This window comes from Ruegeria sp. CDSC021, assembly GCF_059610845.1.
Genome location: NZ_JBXWOK010000007.1, coordinates 61,948 through 88,129 on the forward strand (window position 1 = coordinate 61,948; position 26,182 = coordinate 88,129).

Consider the following 26,182-nt stretch of genomic DNA (forward strand, 5'->3'; position numbering starts at 1 on the left):
AGGTAAAGCATGGCCTATTTGAAATGGGCATTCATTCTGATTTTCTGGGGAACGGTCGCCGTAGTCCTTCAGTATTCTCTGCCGCAACGGGATGTGGTTCGGATCGTCAACACCTATGAAGAACGGCAGGACCTGAACGACTGGACCCGGATCTTCTGGTCCGAGCCCGATGATCAGTCGGCCAGTCTGTCGAACCGGGATGTACAGTTCATTCAGGCCGTACGTGCCAATGGCAAACCGATTGTGTATCGCAACGAAGATACCAGCTGGGGTTGGCCGCCCTATTTCAAATTCGACACTGCCAATTTGTATACCGAAGCCAATGACGCGATCTCGGACAAAAACGACCCGGACTGGGTTGCCGTGACGCATTATGGCTGGCGGAATGAGTTCATGTCGATCTTTCCAAACGCTGTCTTTATCAAACATGTCGATGGTCCGGATGCGCGTCTGATCCCTTGGTTCAACATCGTCTTCCTGACGGTCTTCTTTGCGATTGTCTGGGCAATCTGGGTGCGCTGGCGCAGGTTCCGCCAGGCGCGGATCGATCCGATGATCGAGAGTGTCGAGGATGGGTTGTATGCAACCGGCGACGCCATCGGTGAGCATCGCAACCGATTCCGCAAATGGTTGGACAGTTGGAAATCAAAGTGACGTGAATTCCCGGCGGGTCTTGGAGCTGTGCGCCTACCGCCGGGATAGCCCTTCATCGAACGATGAACTCGGCGTGTAATGCTCCGGCCGCTTTGATCGTTTTCAGGATGTCGATCATGTCGCGGGGTGAGACACCCAAAGCGTTTAGCCCTGCGACGACTTCGGACAAGGTCGTGGCCTCGGGAATTTCCGCCAAACCGGTGCCTTCCTCTTCTTCGATACCGGCTACGGTACGCGGAACCACGACGGTTTCGCCTCGGGCGAACGGGTTCGGCTGAACCGCGATAGGGGCCTCTTCGACCGTCAGTGTCAGGTTGCCCTGCGAGACTGCCACGCGTGAGATCCGCACTTCCTGACCCATGACAATCGTGCCCGAACGCTGATCGACTACTACCCGCGCCTTTGTTTCTGGCTCTACTAGGATATTTTCAATGCGCCCAAGCGCATGCGCGGTCGAGATCGCCTGTGTCGCTGCAAAATTCAGTTCGACCGTCCCGGAATCGCGCATGATGGCAACGGCCCGATTGAATTCCGAATTGATTGCCAGCTCGATCCGACCGGCGGTTGTGAAATCCGGTTCACGCAGGGCCAGGCGCATTTGGGTCAGATCGGAAAGCTCAAAGTCGATTTCACGTTCGACCCGAGCTCCGGATGGGATCACACCGGATGTCGGAACCCCTTGGGTGACCGAAGCCGCATCGCCTTCGGCAACGGCGCCACCTGCAAGAACTGACCCCTGTGCCACCGCATAGATCTGACCATCTGCCGCATTCAGCGGTGTCATAATAAGCGTCCCGCCCAGCAAGCTTTTGGAATCGCCGATGGCCGAAACGGTGACGTCGATCTGTCCACCAACCCGCGAAAAGGGGGGCAGGCTGGCTGTCACAAGCACGGCGGCCACGTTTTTGGGGCGAAATTCCTCACCATTCACGTTCACACCAAGCCGTTCCAGAATATTGGACATGATCTCTTCGGTGAACGGAGAGTTCCTGAGCCCGTCGCCGGTACCATTCAATCCGACCACAAGGCCATAGCCAACAAGGTCATTGCCGCGCACCCCGTCGAAATCGACAAGGTCCTTCAGCCGGATTGCCCCGGCAAAAGACAGGCTCGGAAGCAGGATCAGGAGAAGGGCAAGTATTCTCATTTCAGGAAATTCACCAACGATAGATTCGCGTTGCGAACGGTGACAGAATACAGGCTTTCCAATTGAAATTGGACAGTCTGCAGTTGCACTGCGGTTTGATACGGGTCCGCGGCGATCAGAGAGTTTCGGCTGTATTCCAGGCTTGTACGCGCCGCCGCATTGCGCGTGGCGGCTTGTTCAATCCTGGCCTCGGCGGCGCCAACATCCGCCCGCAGGTTCACTGTGCCATCCTGCGTATTGGCAAGCTCGACCCCCAGCTGGGTGAATAGGGACGTCCGCAGATCATTGGGCAGTCCCAGATTATCGTCCGAAACCAGAGCGGCGACGGCGATGTCCCGCAACGCGGCTTTGAGCGTCGGATCGGTCGCAGTGATCGGAATAGAGACACTTTCATTCTCCGAAATGCTCATCGGTGCCAGCGCTGTATCTGAGCCCTGATAGATAACCGCATCGAACCCCGCAGGATCATTGAACCAGTCTTCTGCGGCTTGAGTGATATCCGTGAGTGTTGTCAGCCCCGTCAAATCAACCTCTAACGCGGTCAACAAGATATCCGCAGATGCCAGAGGCGACACATCAGTATCCACGCCGGAAAACAGGCTTCGGCCACCCGCACGGGTATTCAAAGCAGACATGACCGTATCCAGCTCATTTCTGGCCTGAACAGAGGCATGTTTATGGGTGACCGCCTGATTGGATGTCCCATATGCCAGCAAGGACGACGTCAGGCGCCCCACCGCGTCGTTGACCGTTGTAAGGCTTAGCTGCATGGCGTCAGTGAACAGGCCAGCTTCGGCTGTGGCCACTTGAAAGGCATCCAGGCGCGACAGGTTGCGATCCATATCCAGAAGATAGGAATAATCCCCATCCAGATGGCCGGAGACATCCTGCACTTTGCCTGAAGACATCTCATAAGACAGGGCTTCGATCTGATTTTTGATATCAGTCGCCCGCGATTTCAGGGTCAATCCGCGCGCGAGGTCGCCCATAGAGGTTACATTCATCATCACAGCCTCAACAACGTGTCCATAAGTTCATCGACGACCGAAACCAGTCTGGCATTTGCCGCATAGGCTTGTTCGATTTGCATTAGCCGCTGCAATTCCTGATCGGTATTGACGCCCTGTTCGGCCTCAATGGCCGTCATTTCCAGATTGGCGCTGTTTGCAAACACCCGCCGCCCATCGGCCACATGTGCGTCCGACCCAATCCGTGACAGCAACGCCTCGGAGATGTCTGCGGCGCGCATGTTTCCGGCCCCGAAAACAGCGCCGGCAACAGGGCGTTCGTCGTTCAGAGTTGAGCTGAAGACGCGCAGCTGGCTGGCATCTCCGGCGCTGCCGGGGGCGGTCGCACCCAGCCCGGCGCGAAGTTTCCAGCTGTCTCCTCCGGCGTCCGGGTCGACGATTGCGTTCAAGCTGATGCGCGAGGCCAATCCCGTCACCGATGCCGGATCAAACCGGCTGCCATCATCGGTGAAAACGCCCGGATCAGTGGCCAGCGCGGTCGGATCCAGCCCCGGCGTTTCGAACCTTTCGATAAGATCGCGCGCAACAGCATCCAGATCGACCTGAGCCTCAACCGCGATTTCATCCCGAATCTGGAATTGGGCCATCAATGCACCGCCGCGAATTTGGGCGAAATCGCCACTGGTACGGACAGGGTTTCCGTTCATCTCAAGCCCGGACAACAACCCGTTTGCCAGGGTCATATGGGGCTTGGTGTCGCCGGTTGTCGAAAAGGAGAACTCGGCCGCAGTGTTTTCCAGCAATATCAAGCCGCCATCAGAATAAAGCGAGACCTGATCATTGTCCCTTTGAATCACATTTACAGGAACCAGTTCGTTGACCTGATCAATCAGGACCTGTCGTTGATCCAGTAGCCCACCAATATCGGCGCCGGAATACTTAATGGCCGGGATCTTGGCATTCAGCTCTTCAATATCCTTGAGGGTCTGATTCAGGGTGTCGACCTGTTTGCCGATGGACCGGTCCGCGTTGGATCGCATCTGACGCAACCCTTCAGAGGCTTCGTTCAGACCGCGTGCCAGATCCTGAGCCGTGCGCGCGACCTGGTCCAGTCGTTCACTGGAATCCGGCAGGCTTGCCGCTGTTAACAGGCTGCTGTCGAAATCAGCCAGCCGAACCGAAAGCGATGCGGGATCATCGGCGGACCCTACCAAAGATTCCAACCTTGTGTGAAAGTCCGAAATGGCGGTGTGAAAGGCCAGATCGGCATCCGTGGCCCGACGGTTGGACATGAGGACGGGATCCTGATGACGAATGACACCTACGGTACGCACGCCGTGACCGGAAATCGTGTTGGTTGCCAGTTCCAGAGACCTGCGCGCGTAGCCGGGCGTCAATGCGTTTGCGATATTTTCGGACACAACCGCCGCACCGCGACTGGCGGCGGTCAGGCCGCCCAACGCGTTGTTCAATGCTGTGGACATATTCATTCTGCAGGTCCCTTTCCTGAATCAAAACCCTGATCAGCGTTTGATATTGGTTGTTTCCTGAAGCATCTCATCCACCGTTTGGATAACCTTTGCGCTGGAAGAGTAAGCCCGCTGTGTCTGGATCATCGAGGTCAGCTCGGTCGCCACATCGGTAGTGGATTCTTCGCGCGCAAAAGAAACCAGGTCGCCGGTTGGCCCGTCCCCCGCATTCCACAGAAAGAACGTCCCGCTTTCCCGGGATGGTGCATAGGTCTGGCTGTCCAGCGCGGTCAGTCCATTTGGGTTCGGAACATCCGCCAATGGGATTTGGTACATGCGTCGGCTGACGCCGGTATCGTAGAACGCATAAACATACCCGTTTTCGTCAACCTGAACGCTGGTCATGGTGCCGACCGCCGAACCGTCGCGCGTGATCGAAACTGGTGCAAATGTATCGGACAGTTGCGTGATTCCGTCGGCATCCCCGATTTCCCCTATATTGATCTCCATCGGGCCGCCGGCCACGTTCACCATAACGCTGCCGGTAGCTGGGTCATATGCACCGCCGGTGACCGCAGTTACGCTGGCCAGCGTGCCACCCGCAGTTCGGCTATCGGTGAAGGTCAGGGTGTATTCACCGATAATGGCGCCGCCCGAGGCTGAATCGCGCATGATCATCGTCCATTCGTTACTGCTGCCGGTGGCCGGCACTGTAGGGACAAGTTCGATATCAACGCTTTCGGATTTTCCCAGATTGTCGAAATATTCAACGGACAAGGGCTGCATGTCGCCAGGGGAACCCGCATCCGTAGCGGTCGCGGGCAGGTTCATGCGCAGATTCATCTGCGTCGTGGGCGCGCCCGACAGTTGATTAACACTGAGCTGAATGGGTTCAAGCGCAGCAGGCGTGTCACGTGGAACCGCAGGGATGGTTCCATCCGCATTCGCACGCCAACCCAGCAGAACAAGCCCTGATTCGGTGACCAGATATCCTTCTTCATTGGTGCGGAACGACCCTGTCGTGGTCAGCAACATCTCATTCGAACCGGCCGCGATCTGAGAACTTGGTCGTACCGGCATCATGCCGCGCCCACGCACCGCAAGGTCGGTGGAGTTGTTGGTTGTCACCAGCGAACCGCGCTGGTCGATCAGGCGTTGGCTGGTGGTGCGAACGCCCCCAGCGGAATAGCTGCCGCCCTGGCCGGAGGTGACCATAGAATGGAAATCAGTTTCCACCCGTTTATACCCGAAGGTTGATGAATTCGCGATATTGTCCGAGATCGTCGCCAGCCGGTTTGCGTTGGCCTTCAATGCGGCCACGCCAGCGTTCAGCGAAGAGGAAATTGTCATTGGCACGCCCTTCTGTTGCGTCAAATCTTGATGCAACAGCTAACGCGCTGGGCCTTAACAGCGCGCTAACAGGTAAAATGCCGTCTATCCTTTTATTCTCAGGTGCCGCGCAGAAAGATGATCTCGATCCTGTTGTTGCGTGCGGCCATCGGGTTTTCATCCGACAATTTTCGGTCGGCATGGCCGGTTACGCGGTCCAACCTGAGCGGCGCAACACCCTTGTCTTGCAGCATTTGGCGAACTTGCTGAGCGCGCGAGGTAGACAAATCCCAGGCCGGGTTTTTGGCCAGAACCACCGGCGAGGAACCGACATGCCCTCCGACCGCCATGTCATTTGTCACCAGATCAGAGGATCGGGCCACCAACAATGTCAGAGCACGCAGCATATTGGTTGGTTGGTTCGTCCCTGATTCGAACAGAGGTTGATCCTTGGTGGCAAAGAGTTCGATCACCAGACCCTCATCCGTCACGCGGGTGACGATATGTTTGAGGACCTTGTCGGACACCATGCTTTCGCCGGTTCGCCCCATAAGCTCTGATTCCAGTGAGGAAAAGTCTTCGACCGTTTCTTTTCCGCCGCCGTCCGAGCTGACGCCAACCGATCCACGTGCTTGTCGCGCGGGCGTCGGGCTGCGTTTGCTGGCGCCGGTGCCGTCCATGACCAGAGTTTCCTCGGAGAACATGTTATTGCCGCCAAAGGCCCCATCGCCGCCACCCGAAACCTGGTTTATGGGAATGGTCGGCGAAAAATAATCCGCAAGCCCTTTGCGTTGCTGTTCCGTTGTTGCATTCAGCAGCCACATCAACATGAAGAACGCCATCATGGCCGTGACAAAGTCGGCATATGCGACTTTCCACGCGCCACCGTGGTGACCACCGCCACCTGACACACGTTTCTTCTTGATGATGATTGGCGCCACATTGGATTGCGCACCCATCTCCACCACCTTTTTATCACCCAGTTACAGGGGTAGCCGGGCAGGTCTTAAGGTGGGCTTAACACTTAAAACTGTCTTGAATTCCTTACTGCGGAAGCGCGGCCCCGGCGCGTCGCAGAATCAGTTGCAGGTGGTTGAAACTGTTGCTGATTCCGTCCGGTTCGGCCTTGCCGAAAAAACCATCAAGCTCATCATGAACCCGGACTGCCTGATCCAATAACGGGTCTGCCCCTTCGGCATAAAGCCCGGCTTTGATCATAACCTCGGATTGCTCGTAACTGCCAACCAGCTTGCGGGTTTCCGAGATCATCCGGTTTTCCGCATCCGAGGCAGCCGCGGGCAGGCTGCGTGAAACCGACCGGCTGAGGTCAATGGCGGGGAAACGGCCGCGCTCGGCGATTTCGCGGCTCAGGACGATATGCCCGTCCAGAACGCCACGCAGAATGTCCGCTATCGGTTCATCCATGTCCGAGCCCGCAACCAGAACGCTGAAAACTGCTGTGATATCACCCTGATCAGCCGTGCCCGGCCCGGTTCGTTCGCAAAGACCAGCGATCAAGGGCGTGACCGAAAGTGGGAACCCGCGCAAAGAGGGGGCCTCACCCATCGCAACGGCGATTTCGCGGTGCGCCTCGGCAAAGCGGGTGACCGAATCGGCCAGAAACAGGACGTTCAGCCCCTGATCCCGCAGGAATTCCGCGACTGAAAGTGCCGACCATGCACAGCGCCTGCGGGCCAGCGCTGACTGATCCGAGGTTGCCGCCACAACCACAGATCGTGCCAACCCCTCGGCCCCAAGCGCATGTTCAACGAACTCATTGACCTCACGACCCCGTTCGCCGACCAGAGCGACCACAACCGCGTCTGCCTGCATCGACCGCGCCAGGGTCGCCAACAGGGTCGACTTGCCGACCCCTGACCCGGCGAACAGGCCGATACGCTGCCCCTGCACCACAGGTAACATGGTGTTCATAATGCTCAGCCCGGTTTCCATCCGTGCGCCCAGCGGTTTGCGGACAACGGCAGGTGGCGGATTTTGCAGGATATCTCTTTCCTGAGTGCCCGACAGCAACGGCTTGCCGTCCAGCGGTTTGCCGAAGGGATCAATGACCCGACCCAGCCAGTGCAGTCCGGGGGAAAATGCCGGTGTCTGATTTAGAATCACCCGATCACCCAAGCAAACCCCATCGGGTGCAGCGGCGGGTAACATGTGGATCAGATCCGATTCGACATGCAGAACTTCACCTGCCAGATCCGGGCCGCTGCGCCGCCGCAGGGTCAGATTGTCGCCGATGCGGGCAACGTACTCCAACCCCTTTATTTCTATGGCGCCGCGCCCAACACTGGCCACGCGGCCCATATGGCGCATGGCAGACAGACGGTCGAATTCGCATTTCAGAAGCATCGGGTCGAGATCGGTCATCGTGGGTTCTCCAACGGGTTTCTGAAAACGGTTTCTAAAGGAATCGGGGTTAAGCCTTGATTGAAATTGATCGAGGGAGAAGCCCCGATGTTCTCTGACCTGAACGTCTTTAAGACAGCGTACGCAATGGCAACCCATGCCGGGCAACGGCAGTCTGTCATTGCGCGAAACATGGCAAATGCGGATACGCCGGGTTATCAGCCCCGCGATATCGAGACCTTTCAGAAAGCTTTCGAAAGTTCCGGGCGTGAGGTTGCGATGACCGCCACGCGGGCCAGGCATCTGAACGGCGCAGCAGCAGCCCAGCCCTGGGCCGAGTTCGATGCCGCGCCCTCGGGCGATCCCAACGGAAATGGCGTTTCCCTTGAGGAAGAAATGCTCAAATCGGTTGAGGTCAAGCGTCAACATGACCGCGCGTTGGCGATCTATAAATCCTCGATTGGCATCCTGCGTACCAGCCTTGGTCGCGGGTGAGGAGGGCTGAGAGATGAGCGATTTTTCCCATTCCCTTTCCGCCTCGGCCAGCGCTCTGCGCGCGCAGGCAGCCCGTTTGCGGCACGTCTCCGAAAACATCTCGAATGCGGATACGCCGGGATATCGGCGCAAAACCGTGCCGTTTGAAGCGGTCAGCAAAGATGGTGCGCAAATGGTCGAGACCGGGCGCGTTAAGCTTGATCGTCGCGACCTGTCGCGCATCTATGACCCCGGCCATGCGTTGGCCGATGAGACCGGCCATTATCGCGGGTCCAATGTAGATTTGATGATCGAAATCGCTGACGCGCGTGAAGCGCAGCGCAGCTACGAAGCCAATCTCAAGATGTTCGACCAGACACGACAAATGTCGTCGAGCCTTATGGAACTTCTCAGAAAATAAAGGACACCAGAATGGATATCCGATCCCTGACCGCCGCGCAGAGCTATGCCGTAGCGCGGCCCGCTACGCAGCCCGACCCCGACCTTGCCGGAATGGCACAGGGGTTGCGCTCAACCTTTCAGGACTTTGCCGCAACATTGAAACAGTCCGAGCAGATGTCCGGCGCGGCGATGACCGGCCAAGCCGATCCGCACGCGCTGGTTCAGGCGTTGGCGCAGACCGAACTGGCCGTCGAAACCGCCGTCATCGTGCGCAACAAAGTGGTCGAGGCCTATCAGGAAATCCTGCGGATGCCGGTCTGATAGATGCTCAGCGAAGGTCTCTATTATGACATCGTCCGCCAGGCGCTTTGGGTCGCGGTGATCACATCCGTCCCGATCCTGGCGGTGGCACTGGTCTCGGGTCTGGTTGTGGGTCTGTTCCAGGCGCTGACCTCGGTGCAGGAAATGACGCTGACCTTTGTGCCAAAGCTGATCGCCATCGTGATCGTTTTCTGGATTTCGATGGGGTTCATGACCCAGACGCTGGTGACGTTCTTCACCTCAAACCTCATCCCACTGATCGCCGGAGGCCGCTGATGGATACCTCATATACCACCTTATCCCGCCAATCGGGGCTGATGAATGAAATGCGGTTGGTGGCGAACAATATCGCCAACGCCAATACCACGGGGTACCGCCAGCAGGGCTTGGTGTTTTCCGAGTTCGTGAAAGCCTCGCCGGGCAATCCGTCCTTGTCCATGGCGCGGGCAGAGGCACGCAATACCTCGTTGCAACAAGGCGTTCTGACCGAAACCGGCGGGCAATTTGATTTCGCCATCGAAGGCGACGGGTTTTTCATGATCGAAACCCCCAGCGGCAACCGGCTGACACGGGCGGGTGCGTTTTCACCCAGTGCCGAGGGTGATCTGGTTAATATGGATGGGTACCGGGTTCTGGACAGCAATGGCGCTCCTGTTTTCATTCCGCCGGATGCCGCGTCGATTGATGTCGGCAGCGACGGTACGCTCAGTATTGAAGGGCAGGTTCTGGGACAGATCGGCGTCTACCGCGTTGCTGATCCCACGAGCCTGGTGCGCGAAGGCAGCACGCAATTTCGGTCAGATGCAGCGATTGAACCCGTGGAGGAGCCGGTCATTGTGCACCGATTCCTCGAAGGATCGAACGTGAACGCGATCGAACAGGTCACCCGGATGATCGAAATCCAGCGCGCCTATGAGTTGGGGCAGAGTTTTCTTGAAACCGAAGACGAACGTGTGCGTGGGGCGCTTAAGGTGCTGATGCGCTGATTTGATAACGGAGGAATTGATATGCGTGCACTGAAAATCGCAGCGACAGGCATGACCGCGCAGCAGATGCGGGTTGAGACGATCTCGAACAATCTGGCGAATATGAATACCACAGGCTACAACGCGCGCCGCGCTGAGTTTGCAGACCTGCACTATCAACAAATGGCGCGCGCGGGGACGGTGAATGCCAATGACGGCACCGTCTTGCCCACAGGTATACAACTGGGTCTGGGGGTGCGCCCGGCTGCGGTCACCGTGCAGCTGGCACAGGGTGCGTTGGCGGCCACTGGCAGCGATTTGGATGTCGCAATCGAAGGGCGCGGCTATCTTGAGGTGACGTTGCCCAGCGGTCAGTCTGGCTTTACCCGTGACGGCAGCCTGAAACGCTCGGCAGAAGGGTTGATCGTCACTTCAGATGGCTTCGCTGTCGCGCCAGAGATCACAATCCCAGACGATGCAAGGTCGATCTCGATCAATGCATCGGGTGAGGTCTACGCCTATTTCGATGATACCGCCGAAGGACAGTTGCTCGGTGAATTCACCCTGGCCAGTTTTTCCAATGCCAAGGGGCTGGAGGCGATCGGCAGCAACCTGTTCAAAGAAACCGAAGCCTCGGGCGCGCCTGTTATCGGCACTCCGGGCGAGGGTGGGATGGGCACATTGCGTCAGGGATATCTCGAGGACAGCTCGGTAGATGCCGTGCGCGAAGTCACCGAACTGATCGAAGCCCAGCGAGGGTATGAGATGAACGCCAAGGTCATCTCGGCCGTCGATCAGATGATGGGCGCAACAACGCAGGTGCGGTGATGCGCGCCCTATTCATAGCACTGGTGACGATCAGCCCGCTTTGTGCCTTGGCTGAGATCGTGGTGCCGATCCGGACCATACGCGCCAAAGAGGTGATCTCGGCCGCCGATCTTGAGATCAAAGATCAGGTTGTCCTCGGAGCGGTTACAAACCCTGATGATTTGATCGGTCAGGAAGCACGCGTCGCGCTTTACCCCGGACGCCCGGTTCGCGCAGCAGATGTCGGGCCGCCCGCGCTGGTGGACCGCAATGATCTGGTGGTTCTGGTCTTTGACCGTCGTCCCCTTTCGATCAAGGCCGAAGGCCGTGCCCTGGGGCGCGGGGCTGTCGGCGACCGAATTCGGGTCATGAATCTGTCGTCACGTACAACTGTTGTTGGCTTTATCCGGCCTAACGGTCAAATCGAGGTAAAATGATGTTCGGAAAACTAAAACTGTTGATGATGGCATGTCTGGCTCTGACCGCCTGTGGTCGACTGGATCATTTGGGAAAACCGCCAAGTTTCACACCCGCGGACGAATCTGCTGAACATGTTGCCATGCTGTGGCCGGGTTTGCCGTTGCACACGCAGCCACAGCGCAATGTTGATCGGTCCTCGCTATGGAGCGGTGGCCAACAATCGCTTTTGGGAGATCAGCGCGCTATCAAAAAAGGCGATATTCTGACGGTTGTCATCGAGTTGGACGAGAAAGCCGAGATATCCAACGACACAAATCGCTCACGCAGCGGGTCCGAAAGCCTTGAGGTTCCAGAGCTGTTCGGCCTGCCGCAGCGCGCATTGGAACGGCTGCCCGATGGGGCGACGCTGGACGAAGCTGTCGGGATCGACTCATCCTCGGTCAGTAAAGGCAAGGGCTCGGTCAAGCGTAAGGAAAAGCTGACCCTGCGGGTTGCGGCGACCGTCATCGACGCCTTACCGAATGGCGTGCTGGCCATATCCGGCTCGCAAGAGCTGCGCGTTAATTTCGAGCTGCGAGAGCTTTTGGTCACGGGATATGTGAGGCCACAGGACATCTCGCGGAAGAATGAAATCACCTATGACAAGATCGCCTCGGCGCGCGTGTCTTATGGTGGCCGAGGCCAGATCACGGATGTGCAGCAGCCTCGTTACGGCCAGCAGGTCCTCGATACACTTTTGCCGTTCTGAGGTCGTATAACAATGAAAAAGCTACTTCCTATATTGTTTCTGCTTGTTGGCCTAGGCGGTGGAATTGGTGCGGGAATTGCCATGTCTCCTTCTGGAAAAACCAAAGATGGTGACATGGATAAATCCGCTGCCGCCGAACCCAAGAAAGCCAAGGAGAAGGCCACTAAGACCAAGTCGGACAAAAAGGATACGTCCAGCAAGTATGAATATCTGAAGATGACGAAACAGTTTGTGATCCCGGTCGTGAAGTCCGACCGGATTGCCGCGTTGGTCACAATGTCGCTGAGCCTGGAAACCAAACCCGGCGTTGCTGAAACGATTTATGAGTTTGAGCCAAAGTTGAGAGATGGGTTTCTGCAGGTTCTTTTCGATCACGCAAATACCGGTGGTTTCAACGGCAACTTTACGGAATCCGACAATCTGGATTTGGTCCGAAAGGCTTTGCTGCAGGTCGCCAAGAAGGATTTGGGTGATGACGTGCTGCAAGTCCTGATCATGAGTGTTAACCGTCAGGATACTTGAAGCCTGTTTCGGCCCGCTTATTGCCGCGATCGCTTTTTCATAAGCATGTCTCGGCGGGCCTTTTGTTGTTCTTCAAGCAGCTGTCCTAAGGCCTGTTTGCGTCCGAACGCTTTCCGCAAGGCTTGCATCTTGGTTAGCTTTTGCGCTCGGACGCGCGCAAGGTCTGTATTGAGTTTTCGTCGGGTTGCCTCTTCCCATCCACGCCACAGAACATCAGTGCCGGTGACCTGATATCCATCAGCTTGGCCGCTGTTTTGACGGGTCTGCTGAAGCTGTGCGTCCAATCGGCTCAGTTTTTGCAAAATCTCGGCCTCGGCTTCGATATAGGGGCGCAGGGCCTGCTGCTCTTTTTGGAAGGCCGCGTCGGATAAACGCTTCAGATCGGCAAGTCCGGTAAACCGCATCAAATTCTGTCCTTCGCGCGCTTGCGCATGGCTTCGGCAAAGCGAATGGCCGCAGCGACAGGGCGATAGTGTTCGGGGGCGATCTCATTCCCGATTTCGACGGTCGCATGAAGGGCCCGCGCGGTGGGGGGATCCGAGTGGATCGGAACCCCGGCCTCGGCGGCCGAGGCGCGGATGGCGGCGGCAATCTGGTCGACACCTTTCGCCACGCAGATCGGTGCTGACCCGGCTGTCCGCTGCCATTTAAGAGCCACCGCATAATGGGTCGGGTTCACGATGACTACATCCGCAGTTGGGACATCCGCCATCATCTGATTTGCCGCAATTTCCTGCGCGCGCTGGCGGCGCTGTTGTTTGACATGCGGGTCGCCTTCGGCGTCTTTGGTCTCGTCCTGAATTTCTTTGCGGGACATCCGGTTTTTGCGCATGTGTTCGGAGTATTGCCACATATAGTCGACGACTCCGATGGCCAGTGCGATGGTGACGACGATGAAGAGAAACCGGAACAACAGGTTCATCATCAATACGATCGACGATTGCGGCGGTGCGGCGCTGGCGGTCAGAATCTCGGGCAGATTGGCGCGCAGAAACAAAAACAAGCAGATGCCGTAGATCAGCAGCTTTGCAAAGCTTTTGGCAAATTCGAACAGACCACCGCGCCCGAATTTATTCTTGGCATTGGAGAGGATCGAAATCCGGGACAGCTTGGGCTGCAACTTGCTGGGGGCAAAAACCAGCGCCTTTTGGGCGATCAGGCTTAGCAGAACCGCCGTCGCAGGAAGAACAAATATCGTTGCCATCGAGATTGCAGCTTTGCCAAGCATCCCACCCACCAGGCCGTCGGCGGGGCCAGCCGTCAACATGGTGCTGATCTTATCGGATTGGTCGATCAGGACGACAAACAAGGTGCCCAGATGCTGAACGCCCATCTGGCCTGCGAAAAGCAAACCGATCAGCAGCCCGACATATGCCGCGACCACGGACAGGTCGTTCGACTTGGCGACCTCACCCTTTTCCCGCGCTTTCAGAAGCTTTTGCGGCGTCGGGTCATATGACTTGTCGCTGTCGTCGTCCTGTCCGCTCATCTCGGATCTTTCAGCGGGTTCTGCATGAAATCAAACAGGGCATCGGACCAGACCGACAGGATCAGAGGCGCGCCGGCGAACAGCAGGAACAGCCCCGCAAATGTGATGGCCGGGGCGCCGACAAATGCCACCATCAGCTGTGGCATGGCGCGGTTGATGACACCAAGCGCAAGGTTGTAGATCAAAGAGGCAATCACAAAAGGCATCGCCAGGGCGAATGCCAGGCTGAAACTGTACGAGACCCGTTCCACGCCCCATTGGGACAAATCCGGCGCCGCAGGTGTGGTTCCGGTGGGAAACAGATCGTAGCTGTGGATCAAGAACTCTGCCAAACGGATGTGAAGGCCAAGTAGTACAGCAAGGGCCAACCCGGCCAGCGTCAGCAGATAACCCATGGCCGGAACTGGATCGGCGGCGGCCCCACCCAGAATTTGCGAGAGTGACGTCGCCTGTGCCGCAATGGATCCTGCCGTTTGCAGGGTCAGAACAAAGATGCGCAGCGCCATCCCCAACGCCATTCCGACAAAAACTTCGGTTCCGATCAGCTGGACCATGGACAGGAATTCGGGATCGAATTCCTTTGTCGGCACTGCTGGCGCCACGATCAACGTAAAGGCAACGGCAGTGCCAAGTTTGACACGGGTGGGGATGCTGCGTTCTCCGAATGCAGGCATCAAGGATACCATTGCCGAAACGCGCAGGAAAACACCAAAGAAATGCCAGGCCCCAGAGCCCAGGTGCGGCAAGAGTTCGGGTGGGAGGGCGATCATGCGGGTACCGTGCCTACAAGTGCGGGCCGCGCCTCGAGCCCGATTTCCTCAAATGACAGGACCGGATTGGACACGCCGCGCGCATGCATGATCGTACGCAGCAGCCTGCGGCGCCGGGTCGAGGTCACGACGGCGGGAAAGATGCCATGGTCAGCAGAATGTGAGACACTGTTCACCACGCCATCTGCAAGCTTGTTGAACAGGTTCGGTGGCAGGGCGACATCCAGCCCTGCATTGGGTGCATCGACCTGATAGGTGGCAAATGTGTCTTCCCATTCCGGTGCAAGCTGGATCAGCGGGATCGACCCGTCTTCGCGTTTCATGTCAGCCACAAGCTGGAACCCAAGTCGCTGCCGCACCAGTTCGCAAATCCCCTCGGGTTGCGTGGTGGTCAGGCGCGCCTCGGCGATGCTTTCGAGGATAAGCGCCAGATTGCGGATCGAAACCCGTTCGTCCAGCAACAGGCGCAGGACGGCGTGAAGTGTGTCGATTGGAACTTTGTCGGGGATCAGCTCGTCCAGCATTTTCCGGTTTGCCTCGGCGCGAACCGGGTCGCTGAGCCGGGTCATCTCGGACAGCAGCTTGCGTAGCGCCTTCAGCGTCAACAGACGCGAGAAGTTCTGTTTGATGATTTCCAGCAGATGCGTGGCCAGTATTTCCGGGGGCGAGACAATCGTAGCGCCGCTCATGGCTGCGGCCTCTTGATCCTTGGGCAGGATCCAACGTGCAGGCGCACCATAGACGGGTTCGGTGACATCCCTCCCCTCGGGCAAAAGATCGTGCCCGTCCTGAACAAGCGCCAAGATCAGATCGGGGTTCAGGGCACCGCGGGCCTGTTCCACGCCGTGCACCTTGATCACATATGTCCCCATCGGCAGCTCGGCCCGATCGGTCAGACGGATATCGGGCAGGATCAATCCAAAGGTCGAGGCGACATAGGTCCGCATATTCGCAATGCGTGCATCCAGTCCGGTGCCCTGGTTCAGGACCATGCTGACCAGATCCGGTGCGAATTCCAGGTGAACATCATCGAGGTCGAGAATATCGCCAATCGCTTGTGATACCGCTTCGTCTGCCTCGGTCGACGCGGTTTGTGCCGGAGTTTCTCGCTGGTGCTGTTTTCGGTGCACCGCATAGGCGGCGTAGCCCAAAACGCAGGCCCCTAGAATAAAGGGCAGAAACGGCAGACCCGGAACCAGGGCGAACAGCACCATCAGACCGGCAACAGTGCCCAGCGCGGCCGGGTGGCGCCCCAGTTGCGATAAGATGGCGGTGTCAGTTGCGCCCTGCGTGCCACCACGTGCCAGAAGCAAAGCGGAGGCGATCGAGATGATCACAGCCGGTATCTGCGAGACTAAGCCATCGCCAACAGTCAGGATGGCGTAGGTTTCGAACGCCGATGACACCGGCATCCCATGCACGATCACGCCCATGACCAGACCCATGACCAGATTCAGCAGGGTGATCAAAAGCCCGGCAACCGCGTCTCCTTTGACGAATTTCGACGCCCCGTCGAGCGAGCCAAAAAAGGTGGTTTCCTGTTGTTCCCGTTCGCGCCGTTCCTTGGCCTCTTGATGATCGATGGCGCCCGCGGACATATCGCTGTCGATGGCCAGCTGTTTCCCCGGCATCCCATCCAGGGCAAATCGCGCACCAACTTCGGCCATGCGGGCCGCGCCTTTGTTGATGACCATAAAGTTCACGATCAACAGGACGCCGAACACGACAAGGCCCAGGAATATGCTGCCGCCCATGACGAAGCTTGCGAATCCCTCGATCACATCGCCGGCGGCATTGGGGCCGGTGTGCCCCTGACCGATAATCAGCTTGGTCGATGAGACGTTCAACGACAACCGGAGCATCAATGACCCCAGAAGGATGGTCGGGAAGGAAGAGAAATCCAGCGGCCGCTCGATAAACAGGGTCAGCGTGAAAATCAGGATCGCCAGGGCGAAGGACGTGGCCAGTCCGACATCCAGAACCCAGGACGGCATGGGCAGGATCATCATCACGATGACGGTCATCAACGCAAGCGCCAGCAAAACAGTCGGAGAAAACAGGGAGCGGACATCAAGTCTGGGCACGTATTTCTCCTAGTTGAAGGCGATGAAGGCTGTTTGGGTGTCCGCAGCTGGCATCAAAGAGCCCATCGCACCCGTCGGAAACTGGGTGATTTGCACCGGGAACAGCGGTGCGGCGGGTTGTGTGAAGGGATCACGCGACATGCGGGCAGTTTGCACCGCCGTGCCCGGGTCAAGCTGAGCATGAACAATCTGGTAGCGGCTGGAATAGGTCTTGGCCAAAGCCGGGGTTCGCGAGTGATAGGCCCCCGCCGCTGCCGGCCACGACCCAAGTTCGGAATATAGTTGTTTCAGAAACCGGGCCGCGTAATTGGCGTTCGTCTCGGGATCGAACATGGCATCAATCGACTGAAAGGCCTGCCCGTGCCAGCGATAGTTGATTTGAAAGCACCCGATATCGAAGCTGCGTTTTCCGGCTTGGAAAATATCCGCGACATAGGCTTTAGCCTCCTGCTCAGATCGGAACCAATGGCCGCGCCCTTCGACATTGATTGCCCATGGCCAAGGCTCAAGTCGGCCTTTGATCGCGCGGCCAGTTTCAACCCGCGTTATGGCGCGCAAAACATCAAGCGGTATGTCTTGGGCGAGGGCCGCGCGGCGGGCGGCCTGATCACATGTCTGAGACATCCGGGTCTCCGCGCCCGCAAAGCTCTGACGCGCTGCCAGAAGCAACGCAACACATGCTATGACAATGAATAGGCGATTTGGCATTCTGCCGGTCCGGGATTCTGATCAGTCCGGGCCACGCTAGCCTTGCCTTGGTTTACAGAGGGTTATCAGTCAATCAGATTCGATCAATCCGCCGGCCAAAAACAACGCTCGTATTGGTGCGCAGAACACCGGGGATTCGTGCCAGATCATCAACGAGAATATCCAGATCCTCGATCCTTGGCGCGTCAGCGGTCAACAGCAGGTCAAAGTCACCGTTGATCGAAAGACAGAGTTTAACCTCGGGATAGGCCTCGAGCCGCTTGATGATACGGGTGGTTTCCTTCTGTTGGACCTCGAGCAGAACGACAACCTGGACGCGGGGGGCATCTTCGGGGCTGTTCAGGATCACGGAATAGCCGGCAATGATGCCGCGTTCTTCCATCCGGCTGATGCGTTCATGCACGGTTGTCCGGGCAACGCCCAGTTTTGCCGCGATTTTTGTGGTCGACTCGCGGGCATTATGTTGCAGGACTGAGATGATGCGGCGGTCAAGCTGATCCATTGGCGCTCCGGTGCGGGTCTGGTTTTTCCGGTTTAGGGCAAAACGACAGCAGGGCTCAAGGCTCACGCGGGATACGGGGGTGCAGGTCGTCTATTATGACGGGGTGAGCATGCGGTGGCGGGCCGGCCATGTGCGGGTGATCACGCGGCAGGTCAGGATGGTCGTGGATCACCGAATGCAGATCAGAACGCGGCCAAAGGGTGACCGCACCGATAATACCCAGAAAGGACATCGCCGCCATAAAGCTCAGGGCGGTTGGGGCTCCAAACAGGGTCATCAGCCCGCCTGCCAGAGGATACAGCACCAGCCAACAGCAATGAGACAGCGTGAATTGGGCCGCAAAGACGGCGGGGCGGTCTTCGGGATGGGCCGAGCGGGTCAGCAGGCGGCCAGACGGAGTCAGCGTGGTGGAATAGCCAAAGCCAGCTAGGGCCCACAAAACGATCAACAGACCCAAAGACAGCGGGGTTGTCGCAAATATCGCGGCGGCCCCGGCCATGGTGGTGCAGCACAGAAGGGCGCCGGCCAACATGACCTTTCGATCCTCGATCCGGTCCAGCATCCGGGGCAGGATAAAAGCGGCAAGCATAGAGCCGCCACCAAAACCGGCCAGCGCAGCGGCAACGGCGCTTTCGGACAGCCCCAGATCTGATCGCACGATGACCACAGTGTTGACGATCACCATTGAGCTGAGTGCCGCCGCGCTCCAACTCAGGGCAAGAAGGCCCCGCAGCCGGGGTGTGTTCGAATAGATGCGTATGCCACGTGTTGTCCGTTCGTATATCCCACGCGGTTTGCTTGGTTTGGGTGATGGCAAAGCCACCGACACCACCAGCAGCGCCGAAGCGACAAATCCCAGGGCGGTGCCCCAGAAAAGGCTGTTGAAGCTGACCAACAATAACAGGGCTGCGGCGAATACGGGGCTTAGCAGGCTCTCCAGATCATATGCCATCCGCGATAGGGACAGGGCGCGGGTGTATTCGCGCTCATCTGTCAGTACATCGGGGATTGTAGCCTGAAATGCAGGGGTAAATCCGGCCGAGGCGGATTGCAGCACGAAAATCAGGACATAGACCTGCCAGACCTCGGTCACAAAAGGCAGACACAGCGCGACAGCCGCACGGATCAGGTCAAGCACCACCAGCATCTTGCGCCGGTCCAGCCGCTCGGCAAACGCGGCCGCCAATGGCGCAACCGTGACATAGGCCACCATTTTGATGGTCATCGCGGTGCCCAACACCAGCCCGGCCGCATCCCCTGCCAGTTCAAAGGCCAACAGACCCAGCGCGACCGTGGCCAGCCCAGTGCCCGTCAGGGCAACGATCTGCGCGGCCAACAGGTGGCGATAGGTCCGGTTTCTTAGAACGCTTAACATTGATTGATATCTGCCGCAGTCTAAAGGCTCTGTCACCCCAAACCTTCGTTTAGGTCTTGACCAACTGCGACAGCGGCAACCGGCTGGCGTACAGGGATGGCGTTGAGTTTAGGGAATAAAGCGCCTATCTCGGTGGCGATACCGCGCAAAGGATTACTCGGGTGGCTAACTATTTGTACAAAAACGACCTGCCGGACGGGTTGGATATGGGGCCGGTGGTGGCCATTGACTGTGAAACCATGGGTCTAAACCCGCATCGCGATCGCCTCTGCGTGATCCAGATGTCGGGCGGCGATGGCAATTCGCATATCGTTCAGGTCGAAAAGGGCCAGACCGAGGCACCGAACTTGCGTGCCATGCTGGAAAACCCGGATGTGCTGAAACTGTTCCATTTTGGCCGTTTCGACATTGCCGCGATGTATCATGCCTTTGGTGCGTTAGCCGCGCCAGTCTATTGCACCAAGATCGCCAGCCGTCTGGTGCGCACCTATACCGACCGGCACGGGCTGAAAAACCTGTGCAACGAGTTGATCGGCGTCGATATCTCGAAACAGCAGCAGATGAGCGATTGGGGCGCCGAAACGTTGAGCGAGGCGCAGCTGGACTATGCCGCCTCGGATGTTCTGTATCTGCACCGCCTGCGGGAGGAGTTGAACAAGCGCCTGGCGCGAGAGGGCCGGACCGAGATGGCGCAGGCCTGTTTTGACTTCTTGCCGATGCGTGCGAAACTCGATCTCGCCGGTTGGCCAGAAACGGATATTTTTGCGCACTCATGACTGATACCGAAGCATTTCTGAGAACCGCCCGTCAGGTGGTGACAGACGAGGCCCGCGCGCTGGAGGTACTGGCCGACGGTCTGGATGAACATTTTGCCCAAGCGGTTCAGCTGATTTTGCAGGCCTCGGGCCGCATCATCATCAGCGGCATCGGCAAGTCGGGTCATATCGGGCACAAGATCGCGGCCACGCTGGCCAGCACCGGTACACCGGCCTATTTCGTGCACCCGGCCGAGGCCAGCCATGGCGATCTGGGCATGGTTTCAAAAGGCGATGTGGTTCTGGCCATCTCGAATTCGGGCGAAGCGCCAGAGCTTGCCAACCTGCTGGCTTTTACCCGCCGCTTTGGCATTCCACTGATTGGCCTGTCCAGCAAGCCGGAAAGCACGCTGATGAAACAGGCAGACGTGCATCTTTTGATCCCGTCACTGGGCGAGGCCTGCGGCTATGGCATGGTGCCTTCGATCTCCACGACGTTGACTTTGGCCATGGGCGACGCGCTGGCGATAGCGTTGATGAAGTATCGCAACTTCAAACCCGAAGATTTCCGCGCCTTTCATCCCGGTGGCAAACTAGGTGCACAGCTGAGCACGGTGCAGGATCTGATGCACAAGGGCGATGCGTTGCCGCTGGTTTCGGTCGGAACACCCATGAGCGATGCGCTGATCGAGATCAGCCGCAAGGGCTTTGGCGTTGCCGGGGTTACCGATCCGCAAGGTCAGGTGGTGGGCATCATCACCGATGGCGACCTGCGGCGTCATATGGAGGGCTTGCTGGGCAAAACGGCCGAGCAGGTGATGACGCAGAACCCAACAACCATCCCGCCCGGCGCGTTGGCCGAAGAGGCGGTGGCCATCATGAATGACCGCAAGATCACCTCTTTGTTTGTGGTCGAAGAGGGCAGTGATCGCCAGGCCCTGGGCGTGCTACATATCCACGATTGCCTGCGCGTTGGTTTGGGGTAGAGGGGCGTTCGATGGACGGACATTCCCGGATGGTGCAATTTCTGAAGGTGTTGCTGCCTTTGGCAGCCATTGTGCTGCTGTCGACGGTTTTCCTGCTGTCACGCAGCATCGAAACCAGCGTGTCCGTTCCGTTTACCCAAAAAGACATAGATGAACGTCTGGCCGACCAAGTGGTGACCCAACCCCATTATCTTGGAACAACCAGAAAAGGCGAGGAAGTTCAAATTCAGGCGGCCCAAGCGACCCAGGGGCGCGAAGGGTCATTGCCCACGACTGCCGAATTTAGAGGGCGGTTGGGATTGTTGAATGGCGGCGTCATAACGATGGATTCAAATTCCGGTATGATCCGCCCGGACAAGAATTCCGCAACGTTTGTTGGGGACGTCCTGATAACGACGACAGACGGAATTCAGGTCAGAACTGATCTTCTGAATACCTCTCTGGATGAAATCCGCGGCGACACTCCGGGTCAGGTCGATGGCACCGGCATCATCGGAGATTTTTCCGCGGGACGCATGACATTTGGAACCGAAAAAAAGGATGGGCCGGTCCATATTCTTTTTACAGATGGTGTTAAGCTGGTATACGAGCCTGAAAAAACAGAAAGATAAGCCGTGATTGATTTGCGATTTGCTGTTGTTAGTTTTGCGCTGATGGTCGGTGCCTTTTCGGCGTCGGCACAGGAAACGCAGGTCGCCTTCGGGTCAGCCAAGGCGGATCCAAGCCAGCCGGTCGAGGTCACCTCGGAATCCCTAAACGTCAATCAAGAAGACGGCACGGCCGAGTTTATCGGTAACGTCCTGATCGTGCAGGGTGAGATGCGCCTGACCGCCGAGCGGGTCTTGGTCATCTACAACGCCGACAGGTCTGGAATCGAGCGGATGGAGGCGACAAATGATGTGGTTCTTGTCAGCCCGCCTGATGCAGCCGAAGGCGACTGGGCCGAATACACAATCGACTCGGGCGAAATCGTGATGCGCGGAAATGTGCTTTTGACGCAAGGCCCCAGCGTTATCAGCGGCGATCAGATGAATGCCAATCTGACGACCGGAACGGCAAAGATGACTGGCCGCGTCAAAACCATTCTGAATCCGGATAGCAACTGATGGAGCGTCCGAATTTGTCTTTGGCCGAAGGCGGTTCCGGCCTCAGGATCGAGAAACTGCGGAAATCATACCGTAAGAAGACCGTGATACGCGAAGTCTCGATGACGTTGGGCCGGTCCGAGGTGGTTGCCTTGTTGGGTCCGAACGGATCAGGCAAGACCACAACGTTCTATTCGGTCGCCGGGCTTGTCTTTCCCGAAGCTGGCACTGTGACCATTGACGGCCAAAACGTGACGACCCTGCCGATGTATAGGCGCGCGCGGCTTGGGATCGGATATCTGCCGCAAGAAATGTCGATTTTCCGCGGGATGAGTGTCGAAGACAACATTGCCGCCGTTCTGGACATCACCGTGAAGCACAGCCATCGCAGGAAAGAGCGGCTGGAAGAGCTGTTGTCCGATTTTTCGATCGAACATCTGCGCCGCGCCCCGGCATTGGCATTGTCGGGTGGCGAGCGTCGCCGTGTCGAAATTGCCCGTTGTCTTGCGGCTGATCCGAAATATCTGTTGCTGGACGAGCCGTTTGCAGGCGTGGACCCGATCAGCGTCGGCGATATCCGCCATCTGGTAGCGGACCTGAAAAAGCGCGGCATCGGCGTGCTGATCACTGACCATAACGTGCGCGAAACACTGGAAATCGTGGACCGGGCCTATATCCTGCATGATGGTCAGGTGCTGATGTCGGGCACGCCGGATGAAGTCGTCGAGAACGAAAATGTCCGCCGGGTTTATTTGGGCGAAAACTTCCGTATTTCATAGGCTTGCGCGGAATTGCGCCCAGCGCATGGCCGAAATCACGTATATACACGCCTGTTTTGATTGACTCTGCCGCCGTCTCTTGCCTCAATTGGGTTATGGCATTTCTTCAGTTCCAGTCGGGATCGCGGTACACCTTTGCTAAGGGGTACGTTTCTCAGCAACTGCGGAATATGCCGATATCCCCCACCCGATAAAAACACGTGCGCTGCGTAACGCAGCGTCAAAATGGGTGTGAATTGTGAAGGAGATCACATGCGTTACCAAATTAGCGGAAAACAGATCGACATCGGCGAGGCACTGCAGACCCATGTGCAGACCGAGCTAGGGGAGGTTGTTGGAAAATATGCCCAGCGCCCGACCGACGCCAATGTCGTCTTTTCCCGTTCTGCGCATGAGTATGTTTGCGAAGCCACCGTGCATCTTTCGACCGGCCTGACTGCGCAGGCCAAGGCCCACGCTATCGAAATCTACGCAGCATTCGAGGCCTGCTGTGACAAGATGGAAACGCAGTTGCGCCGGTATAAGCGCCGCCTCAAGGACCATCACAAGGACCGATCCGAGCCGGTTGAACTCTTTGGTGCTTCCTCTTATATCCTCGCCTCTGACGAATCAGAGTCGGCTGATGAACCTGAATCGCTGCAGCCGATGATCGTGGCTGAGATGGAAACCAAGATCCCATCGTTGAGTGTTGGTGAAGCCGTAATGCAGATGGAACTAGCCGGCGCCCCGGTGCTGGTGTTCCGGAATGAAAACAAGGACGGATTGAATGTCGTGTATCGCCGTGAGGACGGCAACATCGGCTGGATTGATCCGTAACAGGCAAGAATAGCAAGGCAAGCCCCTGCGCAAGCAGGGGCAAGGCCATGGAGCGTGATCATGGAGCTTTCGAGCATACTGAAGCCCGAGGCGGTACGTGTATTGTCCGCCGCTTCCAGCAAGAAGCGGTTGTTTCAGGAAATCGGCGATGTTGCCGAGGGGGCCCTTGGTCTTGAAGCGCAGGTTGTTGTGGATGGCCTGCTCGAGCGGGAGAGCCTTGGCCCAACAGGCGTTGGTCATGGAGTCGCCCTGCCACATGCGCGGCTGGGTGATCTGGCCGAAGTGGCTGGCGTTTTCGTAATGCTGGAAAAGCCGATTGATTTCGGTGCGGTAGACCGCCAGCCGGTTGATGTCGCTTTTGCGTTGTTTGCCCCGGAAGAGGCAGGTGTGGACCACCTAAAGGCGCTTGCACTGGTGTCCAGAACGCTGCGCAATACGTCGGTTTGCGCAAAGCTGCGCGCCAATCCTGATCCGGTCAAGCTCTATGCAATTTTGACCGAGGCGCAGTCGGTCCAGGCGGCTTAACTGTCCCAAAGGCAATAAAAAAGCCCCCGGTTTTCGGGGGCTTTTGCGTTTTAACCGCCGGTTCCCATTTCCAGGGTCCACCAGATTTTCCCGCCGTTCTCCTGGTGCCAGGCAAAGCCCATCTGAGTGGCTTTGGCATCCATGATGACATTTCGCGGTCCGGGTTCCTGCATCCAGGCGGCCAGCGTTTCGGTCTCGGTCTCATAGGTTTCCGAGATCGCCTCGCCGAGGAAGGTGCCGTAATAGCCGACGCGCGTCGCCCGATCCAACGGCGAAGATCCGTCCGAGCCAAAGTGCCAGGGCCGATTCTGTCGCGCCATATCCTTGGAATGGGTGGCGGCCGCGGCATTGAGCTGAGCATTCAGTTGTACCGGCTGAAGGCCCGATGCCTGGCGGAGGGCGTTAACCGAATCCAACATCCGGAATTGCAGCTTTTCTGGATTGCCACGGATCTTGTACACCGTTGGCAGGGGGCGCCCATCTGCCCCATAGGTTGGGGATCCACCCGGCGTACAGGCGGCCAGTGCAATAAAGCTAGCAAACAGTAATGAAATGATACGCGTCATGATCGACCTGATTATTGTGTTGCCATACGGCATAGCGTGACAGAAGGCTGTGGGCAAACGCACAATGGCTTTGTTCTGCGTGATTCTGCCGGTTTCAATTGCGACTGAAGCATTCTGGCAATAAAATGCACAGGATTTTTAGATTTTCTGTGAAAAGGACCTGCGATCATGGTCAAGAAAAGCATTACTCATACAACCCGACGCGGATTCGTCGCGGGTGTCTCGGCTCTGGTCGCCTCGCCTGCGATTGCCCAATACACCCCCGGAGACCCGCTGCGCCCCGCACCCGAGGACGAACCCGCGGTGCGCCGTAACATCTCTGGCTTCAGGGCGCTGGACTGGCAGCCCTATTTTTCCAACACGAAAAACGGCGCTATCCTTGTCGATACAGTGTCGCGGGCGCTGCATTACTGGTCTGACGATCAATCGGTGTACAAACTATACCCGTCGTCGGTTCCCCTGACCGAAGAGCTGACGCGCCGCGGCCGGACCAGTGTGATCCGCAAGGTCGAGGGCCCAAGCTGGTCGCCAACACCTTCGATGAAGAAAAGAAATCCGGAATGGCCAGACTATATCCCGCCGGGTCCGGATAACCCTCTGGGAACACATGCTTTATATCTAAGCTGGAAATATTACCGAATTCACGGAACCCATGATACGCGCAAAATTGGGCGCCGATCTTCGAATGGGTGCATCGGTCTTTTCAACAACGATATTGCCGAACTGTTCTCAATGGCCAGGGTTGGCACGCAAGTGTTGCTAATTTGACGACATTTCCGCGCAGGTACCCGCTTGTGGCGCAACTTCCATTTGCATTCCAGTTGGATAGCTGATTAGAAAAAAACACGAGGTAAGTCTTGAGTGCATGGTTTCACTATACGGAACCGTGCGTATCCTGGAGGTTAATATGAAGAAACTCGTTCTCGCCGCTGCACTGACTGCTGCTGCTTCGACCGCTTATGCAGGCAACCTGGAAGAGCCGGTTGTTGAAGCACCTGTTGTTGTTGAAGAAACTCAGGGTTCGTCAAACGGCATCATCCTGCCGCTGATCCTGTTGGTTGTTGTTGCCGCAGCTGTTGCAGCAAGCTAATTCGACAAGCGATATCTAAAGAAAAGGCGGTGGAGCTTTCCACCGCCTTTTTTTTGTGCCTAGTC

33 protein-coding genes are annotated in these 26,182 nt (G+C 57.5%); 19 read left to right on the top strand and 14 right to left on the bottom strand.

What is annotated here, in order from left to right:
* The first annotated feature begins 9 nt into the window (after window positions 1-9).
* The gene (locus AC2FGB_RS12300) at window positions 10-654 is read left to right on the top strand and encodes a DUF1523 family protein (RefSeq protein WP_142638340.1); all 645 of its coding nucleotides are present in this window, start codon (window positions 10-12) and stop codon (window positions 652-654) included.
* 52 nt (window positions 655-706) lie between these two features.
* On the opposite strand, the gene AC2FGB_RS12305 is transcribed toward AC2FGB_RS12300, so the two are convergent.
* From AC2FGB_RS12305 to AC2FGB_RS12330, 6 genes are all read right to left on the bottom strand, one after another.
* Complete coding sequence (locus tag AC2FGB_RS12305; RefSeq protein WP_496710125.1) at window positions 707-1,801, bottom strand: flagellar basal body P-ring protein FlgI; 1,095 nt, start codon at window positions 1,799-1,801, stop codon at window positions 707-709.
* Window positions 1,798-2,805: a flagellin gene (locus AC2FGB_RS12310; protein ID WP_496694087.1), complete on the bottom strand. Its 1,008-nt coding sequence runs from the start codon at window positions 2,803-2,805 to the stop codon at window positions 1,798-1,800. The genes AC2FGB_RS12305 and AC2FGB_RS12310 overlap by 4 nt, the downstream gene beginning before the upstream one ends.
* Window positions 2,806-2,807: 2 nt before the next feature.
* Window positions 2,808-4,259, bottom strand: a complete 1,452-nt coding sequence (gene flgK / locus AC2FGB_RS12315) for a flagellar hook-associated protein FlgK (protein ID WP_496694088.1) — start codon at window positions 4,257-4,259, stop codon at window positions 2,808-2,810.
* A 33-nt stretch (window positions 4,260-4,292) separates the two neighbouring features.
* A complete protein-coding gene (locus AC2FGB_RS12320; protein ID WP_496694089.1) occupies window positions 4,293-5,588 on the bottom strand; it encodes a flagellar hook protein FlgE in 1,296 nt (431 codons plus the stop codon).
* A 98-nt stretch (window positions 5,589-5,686) separates the two neighbouring features.
* A complete protein-coding gene (locus AC2FGB_RS12325) occupies window positions 5,687-6,526 on the bottom strand; it encodes a flagellar motor protein MotB (RefSeq protein ID WP_496694090.1) in 840 nt (279 codons plus the stop codon).
* An 85-nt stretch (window positions 6,527-6,611) separates the two neighbouring features.
* Window positions 6,612-7,949, bottom strand: coding sequence for a FliI/YscN family ATPase (locus AC2FGB_RS12330; RefSeq protein WP_496694091.1), 1,338 nt, complete (start codon window positions 7,947-7,949; stop codon window positions 6,612-6,614).
* 87 nt (window positions 7,950-8,036) lie between these two features.
* Here AC2FGB_RS12330 and AC2FGB_RS12335 point away from each other — a divergent pair, with 87 nt between their 5' ends.
* Genes AC2FGB_RS12335 through AC2FGB_RS12375 form a run of 9 tightly spaced genes read left to right on the top strand, consistent with a single transcriptional unit; the run spans window position 8,037 to window position 12,587 of the window.
* Window positions 8,037-8,423, top strand: a complete 387-nt coding sequence (locus AC2FGB_RS12335; RefSeq protein WP_496694130.1) for a FlgB family protein — start codon at window positions 8,037-8,039, stop codon at window positions 8,421-8,423.
* Between the two features lie 13 nt (window positions 8,424-8,436).
* A complete protein-coding gene (gene flgC, locus AC2FGB_RS12340; RefSeq protein WP_281973567.1) occupies window positions 8,437-8,823 on the top strand; it encodes a flagellar basal body rod protein FlgC in 387 nt (128 codons plus the stop codon).
* Between the two features lie 11 nt (window positions 8,824-8,834).
* Window positions 8,835-9,125 (top strand): flagellar hook-basal body complex protein FliE, encoded by a 291-nt coding sequence (fliE, locus tag AC2FGB_RS12345; RefSeq protein WP_142638325.1) that lies wholly within the window; start codon window positions 8,835-8,837, stop codon window positions 9,123-9,125.
* 3 nt (window positions 9,126-9,128) lie between these two features.
* Entirely contained in the window at window positions 9,129-9,401 is a 273-nt protein-coding gene (locus AC2FGB_RS12350; protein ID WP_496694092.1) for a flagellar biosynthetic protein FliQ, read from the top strand.
* Window positions 9,401-10,111 (top strand): flagellar hook-basal body complex protein, encoded by a 711-nt coding sequence (locus AC2FGB_RS12355; protein ID WP_496694093.1) that lies wholly within the window; start codon window positions 9,401-9,403, stop codon window positions 10,109-10,111. The genes AC2FGB_RS12350 and AC2FGB_RS12355 overlap by 1 nt, the downstream gene beginning before the upstream one ends.
* Before the next feature lie 21 nt (window positions 10,112-10,132).
* Entirely contained in the window at window positions 10,133-10,918 is a 786-nt protein-coding gene (gene flgG / locus AC2FGB_RS12360) for a flagellar basal-body rod protein FlgG (RefSeq protein WP_142638319.1), read from the top strand.
* The gene (flgA, locus tag AC2FGB_RS12365; RefSeq protein WP_281995580.1) at window positions 10,918-11,334 is read left to right on the top strand and encodes a flagellar basal body P-ring formation chaperone FlgA; all 417 of its coding nucleotides are present in this window, start codon (window positions 10,918-10,920) and stop codon (window positions 11,332-11,334) included. The genes flgG and flgA overlap by 1 nt, the downstream gene beginning before the upstream one ends.
* Window positions 11,334-12,065: a flagellar basal body L-ring protein FlgH gene (gene flgH, locus AC2FGB_RS12370; protein ID WP_425596250.1), complete on the top strand. Its 732-nt coding sequence runs from the start codon at window positions 11,334-11,336 to the stop codon at window positions 12,063-12,065. Before flgA ends, flgH begins: the two co-directional genes overlap by 1 nt.
* A 12-nt stretch (window positions 12,066-12,077) precedes the next feature.
* The gene (locus tag AC2FGB_RS12375) at window positions 12,078-12,587 is read left to right on the top strand and encodes a flagellar basal body-associated protein FliL (protein WP_271950818.1); all 510 of its coding nucleotides are present in this window, start codon (window positions 12,078-12,080) and stop codon (window positions 12,585-12,587) included.
* Window positions 12,588-12,604: 17 nt separating this feature from the next.
* Here the strand turns inward: AC2FGB_RS12375 and AC2FGB_RS12380 are convergent, their stop codons facing one another.
* From AC2FGB_RS12380 to AC2FGB_RS12410, 7 genes are all read right to left on the bottom strand, one after another.
* On the bottom strand, window positions 12,605-12,991 hold the full coding sequence (locus AC2FGB_RS12380; RefSeq protein ID WP_496694094.1) for a hypothetical protein: 387 nt from the start codon (window positions 12,989-12,991) through the stop codon (window positions 12,605-12,607).
* Window positions 12,991-14,076, bottom strand: a complete 1,086-nt coding sequence (gene flhB / locus AC2FGB_RS12385) for a flagellar type III secretion system protein FlhB (protein WP_496694095.1) — start codon at window positions 14,074-14,076, stop codon at window positions 12,991-12,993. Before flhB ends, AC2FGB_RS12380 begins: the two co-directional genes overlap by 1 nt.
* Window positions 14,073-14,846 (bottom strand): flagellar biosynthetic protein FliR, encoded by a 774-nt coding sequence (locus AC2FGB_RS12390; RefSeq protein WP_496694096.1) that lies wholly within the window; start codon window positions 14,844-14,846, stop codon window positions 14,073-14,075. Before AC2FGB_RS12390 ends, flhB begins: the two co-directional genes overlap by 4 nt.
* Window positions 14,843-16,870, bottom strand: coding sequence for a flagellar biosynthesis protein FlhA (gene flhA, locus AC2FGB_RS12395; RefSeq protein ID WP_496694131.1), 2,028 nt, complete (start codon window positions 16,868-16,870; stop codon window positions 14,843-14,845). Before flhA ends, AC2FGB_RS12390 begins: the two co-directional genes overlap by 4 nt.
* A gap of 69 nt (window positions 16,871-16,939) precedes the next feature.
* Complete coding sequence (locus tag AC2FGB_RS12400) at window positions 16,940-17,638, bottom strand: lytic transglycosylase domain-containing protein (RefSeq protein WP_496694097.1); 699 nt, start codon at window positions 17,636-17,638, stop codon at window positions 16,940-16,942.
* Between the two features lie 73 nt (window positions 17,639-17,711).
* On the bottom strand, window positions 17,712-18,140 hold the full coding sequence (locus AC2FGB_RS12405; protein WP_142638301.1) for an Lrp/AsnC family transcriptional regulator: 429 nt from the start codon (window positions 18,138-18,140) through the stop codon (window positions 17,712-17,714).
* Window positions 18,141-18,195: 55 nt separating this feature from the next.
* On the bottom strand, window positions 18,196-19,515 hold the full coding sequence (locus AC2FGB_RS12410; protein ID WP_496689857.1) for an MFS transporter: 1,320 nt from the start codon (window positions 19,513-19,515) through the stop codon (window positions 18,196-18,198).
* A gap of 161 nt (window positions 19,516-19,676) precedes the next feature.
* Here AC2FGB_RS12410 and AC2FGB_RS12415 point away from each other — a divergent pair, with 161 nt between their 5' ends.
* The 7 genes from AC2FGB_RS12415 to AC2FGB_RS12445 all read left to right on the top strand — a co-directional run bounded on the left by AC2FGB_RS12415 (window position 19,677) and on the right by AC2FGB_RS12445 (window position 24,461).
* Entirely contained in the window at window positions 19,677-20,291 is a 615-nt protein-coding gene (locus AC2FGB_RS12415) for a ribonuclease D (RefSeq protein WP_281995587.1), read from the top strand.
* Entirely contained in the window at window positions 20,288-21,256 is a 969-nt protein-coding gene (locus AC2FGB_RS12420; protein ID WP_281973575.1) for a KpsF/GutQ family sugar-phosphate isomerase, read from the top strand. Before AC2FGB_RS12415 ends, AC2FGB_RS12420 begins: the two co-directional genes overlap by 4 nt.
* 11 nt (window positions 21,257-21,267) lie before the next feature.
* Window positions 21,268-21,867, top strand: a complete 600-nt coding sequence (locus tag AC2FGB_RS12425) for an LPS export ABC transporter periplasmic protein LptC (protein ID WP_142638293.1) — start codon at window positions 21,268-21,270, stop codon at window positions 21,865-21,867.
* A 42-nt stretch (window positions 21,868-21,909) separates the two neighbouring features.
* The gene (locus AC2FGB_RS12430) at window positions 21,910-22,362 is read left to right on the top strand and encodes an LptA/OstA family protein (RefSeq protein WP_142638458.1); all 453 of its coding nucleotides are present in this window, start codon (window positions 21,910-21,912) and stop codon (window positions 22,360-22,362) included.
* Window positions 22,362-23,120, top strand: a complete 759-nt coding sequence (gene lptB, locus AC2FGB_RS12435; protein WP_496689856.1) for an LPS export ABC transporter ATP-binding protein — start codon at window positions 22,362-22,364, stop codon at window positions 23,118-23,120. Before AC2FGB_RS12430 ends, lptB begins: the two co-directional genes overlap by 1 nt.
* A gap of 252 nt (window positions 23,121-23,372) precedes the next feature.
* A complete protein-coding gene (gene hpf / locus AC2FGB_RS12440) occupies window positions 23,373-23,936 on the top strand; it encodes a ribosome hibernation-promoting factor, HPF/YfiA family (RefSeq protein ID WP_142638289.1) in 564 nt (187 codons plus the stop codon).
* 60 nt (window positions 23,937-23,996) lie between these two features.
* On the top strand, window positions 23,997-24,461 hold the full coding sequence (locus AC2FGB_RS12445; protein ID WP_281973576.1) for a PTS sugar transporter subunit IIA: 465 nt from the start codon (window positions 23,997-23,999) through the stop codon (window positions 24,459-24,461).
* Between the two features lie 50 nt (window positions 24,462-24,511).
* On the opposite strand, the gene dalA is transcribed toward AC2FGB_RS12445, so the two are convergent.
* The gene (dalA, locus tag AC2FGB_RS12450; protein WP_142638285.1) at window positions 24,512-25,027 is read right to left on the bottom strand and encodes a divisome-associated lipoprotein DalA; all 516 of its coding nucleotides are present in this window, start codon (window positions 25,025-25,027) and stop codon (window positions 24,512-24,514) included.
* A 168-nt stretch (window positions 25,028-25,195) separates the two neighbouring features.
* Here dalA and AC2FGB_RS12455 point away from each other — a divergent pair, with 168 nt between their 5' ends.
* On the top strand, window positions 25,196-25,795 hold the full coding sequence (locus AC2FGB_RS12455; protein WP_142638283.1) for a L,D-transpeptidase: 600 nt from the start codon (window positions 25,196-25,198) through the stop codon (window positions 25,793-25,795).
* Window positions 25,796-25,934: 139 nt separating this feature from the next.
* The gene (locus AC2FGB_RS12460; protein WP_142638281.1) at window positions 25,935-26,117 is read left to right on the top strand and encodes a hypothetical protein; all 183 of its coding nucleotides are present in this window, start codon (window positions 25,935-25,937) and stop codon (window positions 26,115-26,117) included.
* Window positions 26,118-26,182 lie beyond the last annotated feature (65 nt).

Bases quoted from the DNA above. Each gene is read 5' to 3' on its own strand.
- AC2FGB_RS12300 (WP_142638340.1), top strand. From the start codon at position 10: ATGGCCTATTTGAAATGGGCATTCATTCTGATTTTCTGGGGAACGGTC.
- AC2FGB_RS12305 (WP_496710125.1), bottom strand. From the start codon at position 1,801: ATGAGAATACTTGCCCTTCTCCTGATCCTGCTTCCGAGCCTGTCTTTT.
- AC2FGB_RS12310 (WP_496694087.1), bottom strand. From the start codon at position 2,805: ATGAATGTAACCTCTATGGGCGACCTCGCGCGCGGATTGACCCTGAAA.
- flgK (WP_496694088.1), bottom strand. From the start codon at position 4,259: ATGAATATGTCCACAGCATTGAACAACGCGTTGGGCGGCCTGACCGCC.
- AC2FGB_RS12320 (WP_496694089.1), bottom strand. From the start codon at position 5,588: ATGACAATTTCCTCTTCGCTGAACGCTGGCGTGGCCGCATTGAAGGCC.
- AC2FGB_RS12325 (WP_496694090.1), bottom strand. From the start codon at position 6,526: ATGGGTGCGCAATCCAATGTGGCGCCAATCATCATCAAGAAGAAACGT.
- AC2FGB_RS12330 (WP_496694091.1), bottom strand. From the start codon at position 7,949: ATGACCGATCTCGACCCGATGCTTCTGAAATGCGAATTCGACCGTCTG.
- AC2FGB_RS12335 (WP_496694130.1), top strand. From the start codon at position 8,037: ATGTTCTCTGACCTGAACGTCTTTAAGACAGCGTACGCAATGGCAACC.
- flgC (WP_281973567.1), top strand. From the start codon at position 8,437: ATGAGCGATTTTTCCCATTCCCTTTCCGCCTCGGCCAGCGCTCTGCGC.
- fliE (WP_142638325.1), top strand. From the start codon at position 8,835: ATGGATATCCGATCCCTGACCGCCGCGCAGAGCTATGCCGTAGCGCGG.
- AC2FGB_RS12350 (WP_496694092.1), top strand. From the start codon at position 9,129: ATGCTCAGCGAAGGTCTCTATTATGACATCGTCCGCCAGGCGCTTTGG.
- AC2FGB_RS12355 (WP_496694093.1), top strand. From the start codon at position 9,401: ATGGATACCTCATATACCACCTTATCCCGCCAATCGGGGCTGATGAAT.
- flgG (WP_142638319.1), top strand. From the start codon at position 10,133: ATGCGTGCACTGAAAATCGCAGCGACAGGCATGACCGCGCAGCAGATG.
- flgA (WP_281995580.1), top strand. From the start codon at position 10,918: ATGCGCGCCCTATTCATAGCACTGGTGACGATCAGCCCGCTTTGTGCC.
- flgH (WP_425596250.1), top strand. From the start codon at position 11,334: ATGTTCGGAAAACTAAAACTGTTGATGATGGCATGTCTGGCTCTGACC.
- AC2FGB_RS12375 (WP_271950818.1), top strand. From the start codon at position 12,078: ATGAAAAAGCTACTTCCTATATTGTTTCTGCTTGTTGGCCTAGGCGGT.
- AC2FGB_RS12380 (WP_496694094.1), bottom strand. From the start codon at position 12,991: ATGCGGTTTACCGGACTTGCCGATCTGAAGCGTTTATCCGACGCGGCC.
- flhB (WP_496694095.1), bottom strand. From the start codon at position 14,076: ATGAGCGGACAGGACGACGACAGCGACAAGTCATATGACCCGACGCCG.
- AC2FGB_RS12390 (WP_496694096.1), bottom strand. From the start codon at position 14,846: ATGATCGCCCTCCCACCCGAACTCTTGCCGCACCTGGGCTCTGGGGCC.
- flhA (WP_496694131.1), bottom strand. From the start codon at position 16,870: ATGACCGTCATCGTGATGATGATCCTGCCCATGCCGTCCTGGGTTCTG.
- AC2FGB_RS12400 (WP_496694097.1), bottom strand. From the start codon at position 17,638: ATGCCAAATCGCCTATTCATTGTCATAGCATGTGTTGCGTTGCTTCTG.
- AC2FGB_RS12405 (WP_142638301.1), bottom strand. From the start codon at position 18,140: ATGGATCAGCTTGACCGCCGCATCATCTCAGTCCTGCAACATAATGCC.
- AC2FGB_RS12410 (WP_496689857.1), bottom strand. From the start codon at position 19,515: ATGTTAAGCGTTCTAAGAAACCGGACCTATCGCCACCTGTTGGCCGCG.
- AC2FGB_RS12420 (WP_281973575.1), top strand. From the start codon at position 20,288: ATGACTGATACCGAAGCATTTCTGAGAACCGCCCGTCAGGTGGTGACA.
- AC2FGB_RS12425 (WP_142638293.1), top strand. From the start codon at position 21,268: ATGGACGGACATTCCCGGATGGTGCAATTTCTGAAGGTGTTGCTGCCT.
- AC2FGB_RS12430 (WP_142638458.1), top strand. From the start codon at position 21,910: ATGGTCGGTGCCTTTTCGGCGTCGGCACAGGAAACGCAGGTCGCCTTC.
- lptB (WP_496689856.1), top strand. From the start codon at position 22,362: ATGGAGCGTCCGAATTTGTCTTTGGCCGAAGGCGGTTCCGGCCTCAGG.
- hpf (WP_142638289.1), top strand. From the start codon at position 23,373: ATGCGTTACCAAATTAGCGGAAAACAGATCGACATCGGCGAGGCACTG.
- AC2FGB_RS12445 (WP_281973576.1), top strand. From the start codon at position 23,997: ATGGAGCTTTCGAGCATACTGAAGCCCGAGGCGGTACGTGTATTGTCC.
- dalA (WP_142638285.1), bottom strand. From the start codon at position 25,027: ATGACGCGTATCATTTCATTACTGTTTGCTAGCTTTATTGCACTGGCC.
- AC2FGB_RS12455 (WP_142638283.1), top strand. From the start codon at position 25,196: ATGGTCAAGAAAAGCATTACTCATACAACCCGACGCGGATTCGTCGCG.
- AC2FGB_RS12460 (WP_142638281.1), top strand. From the start codon at position 25,935: ATGAAGAAACTCGTTCTCGCCGCTGCACTGACTGCTGCTGCTTCGACC.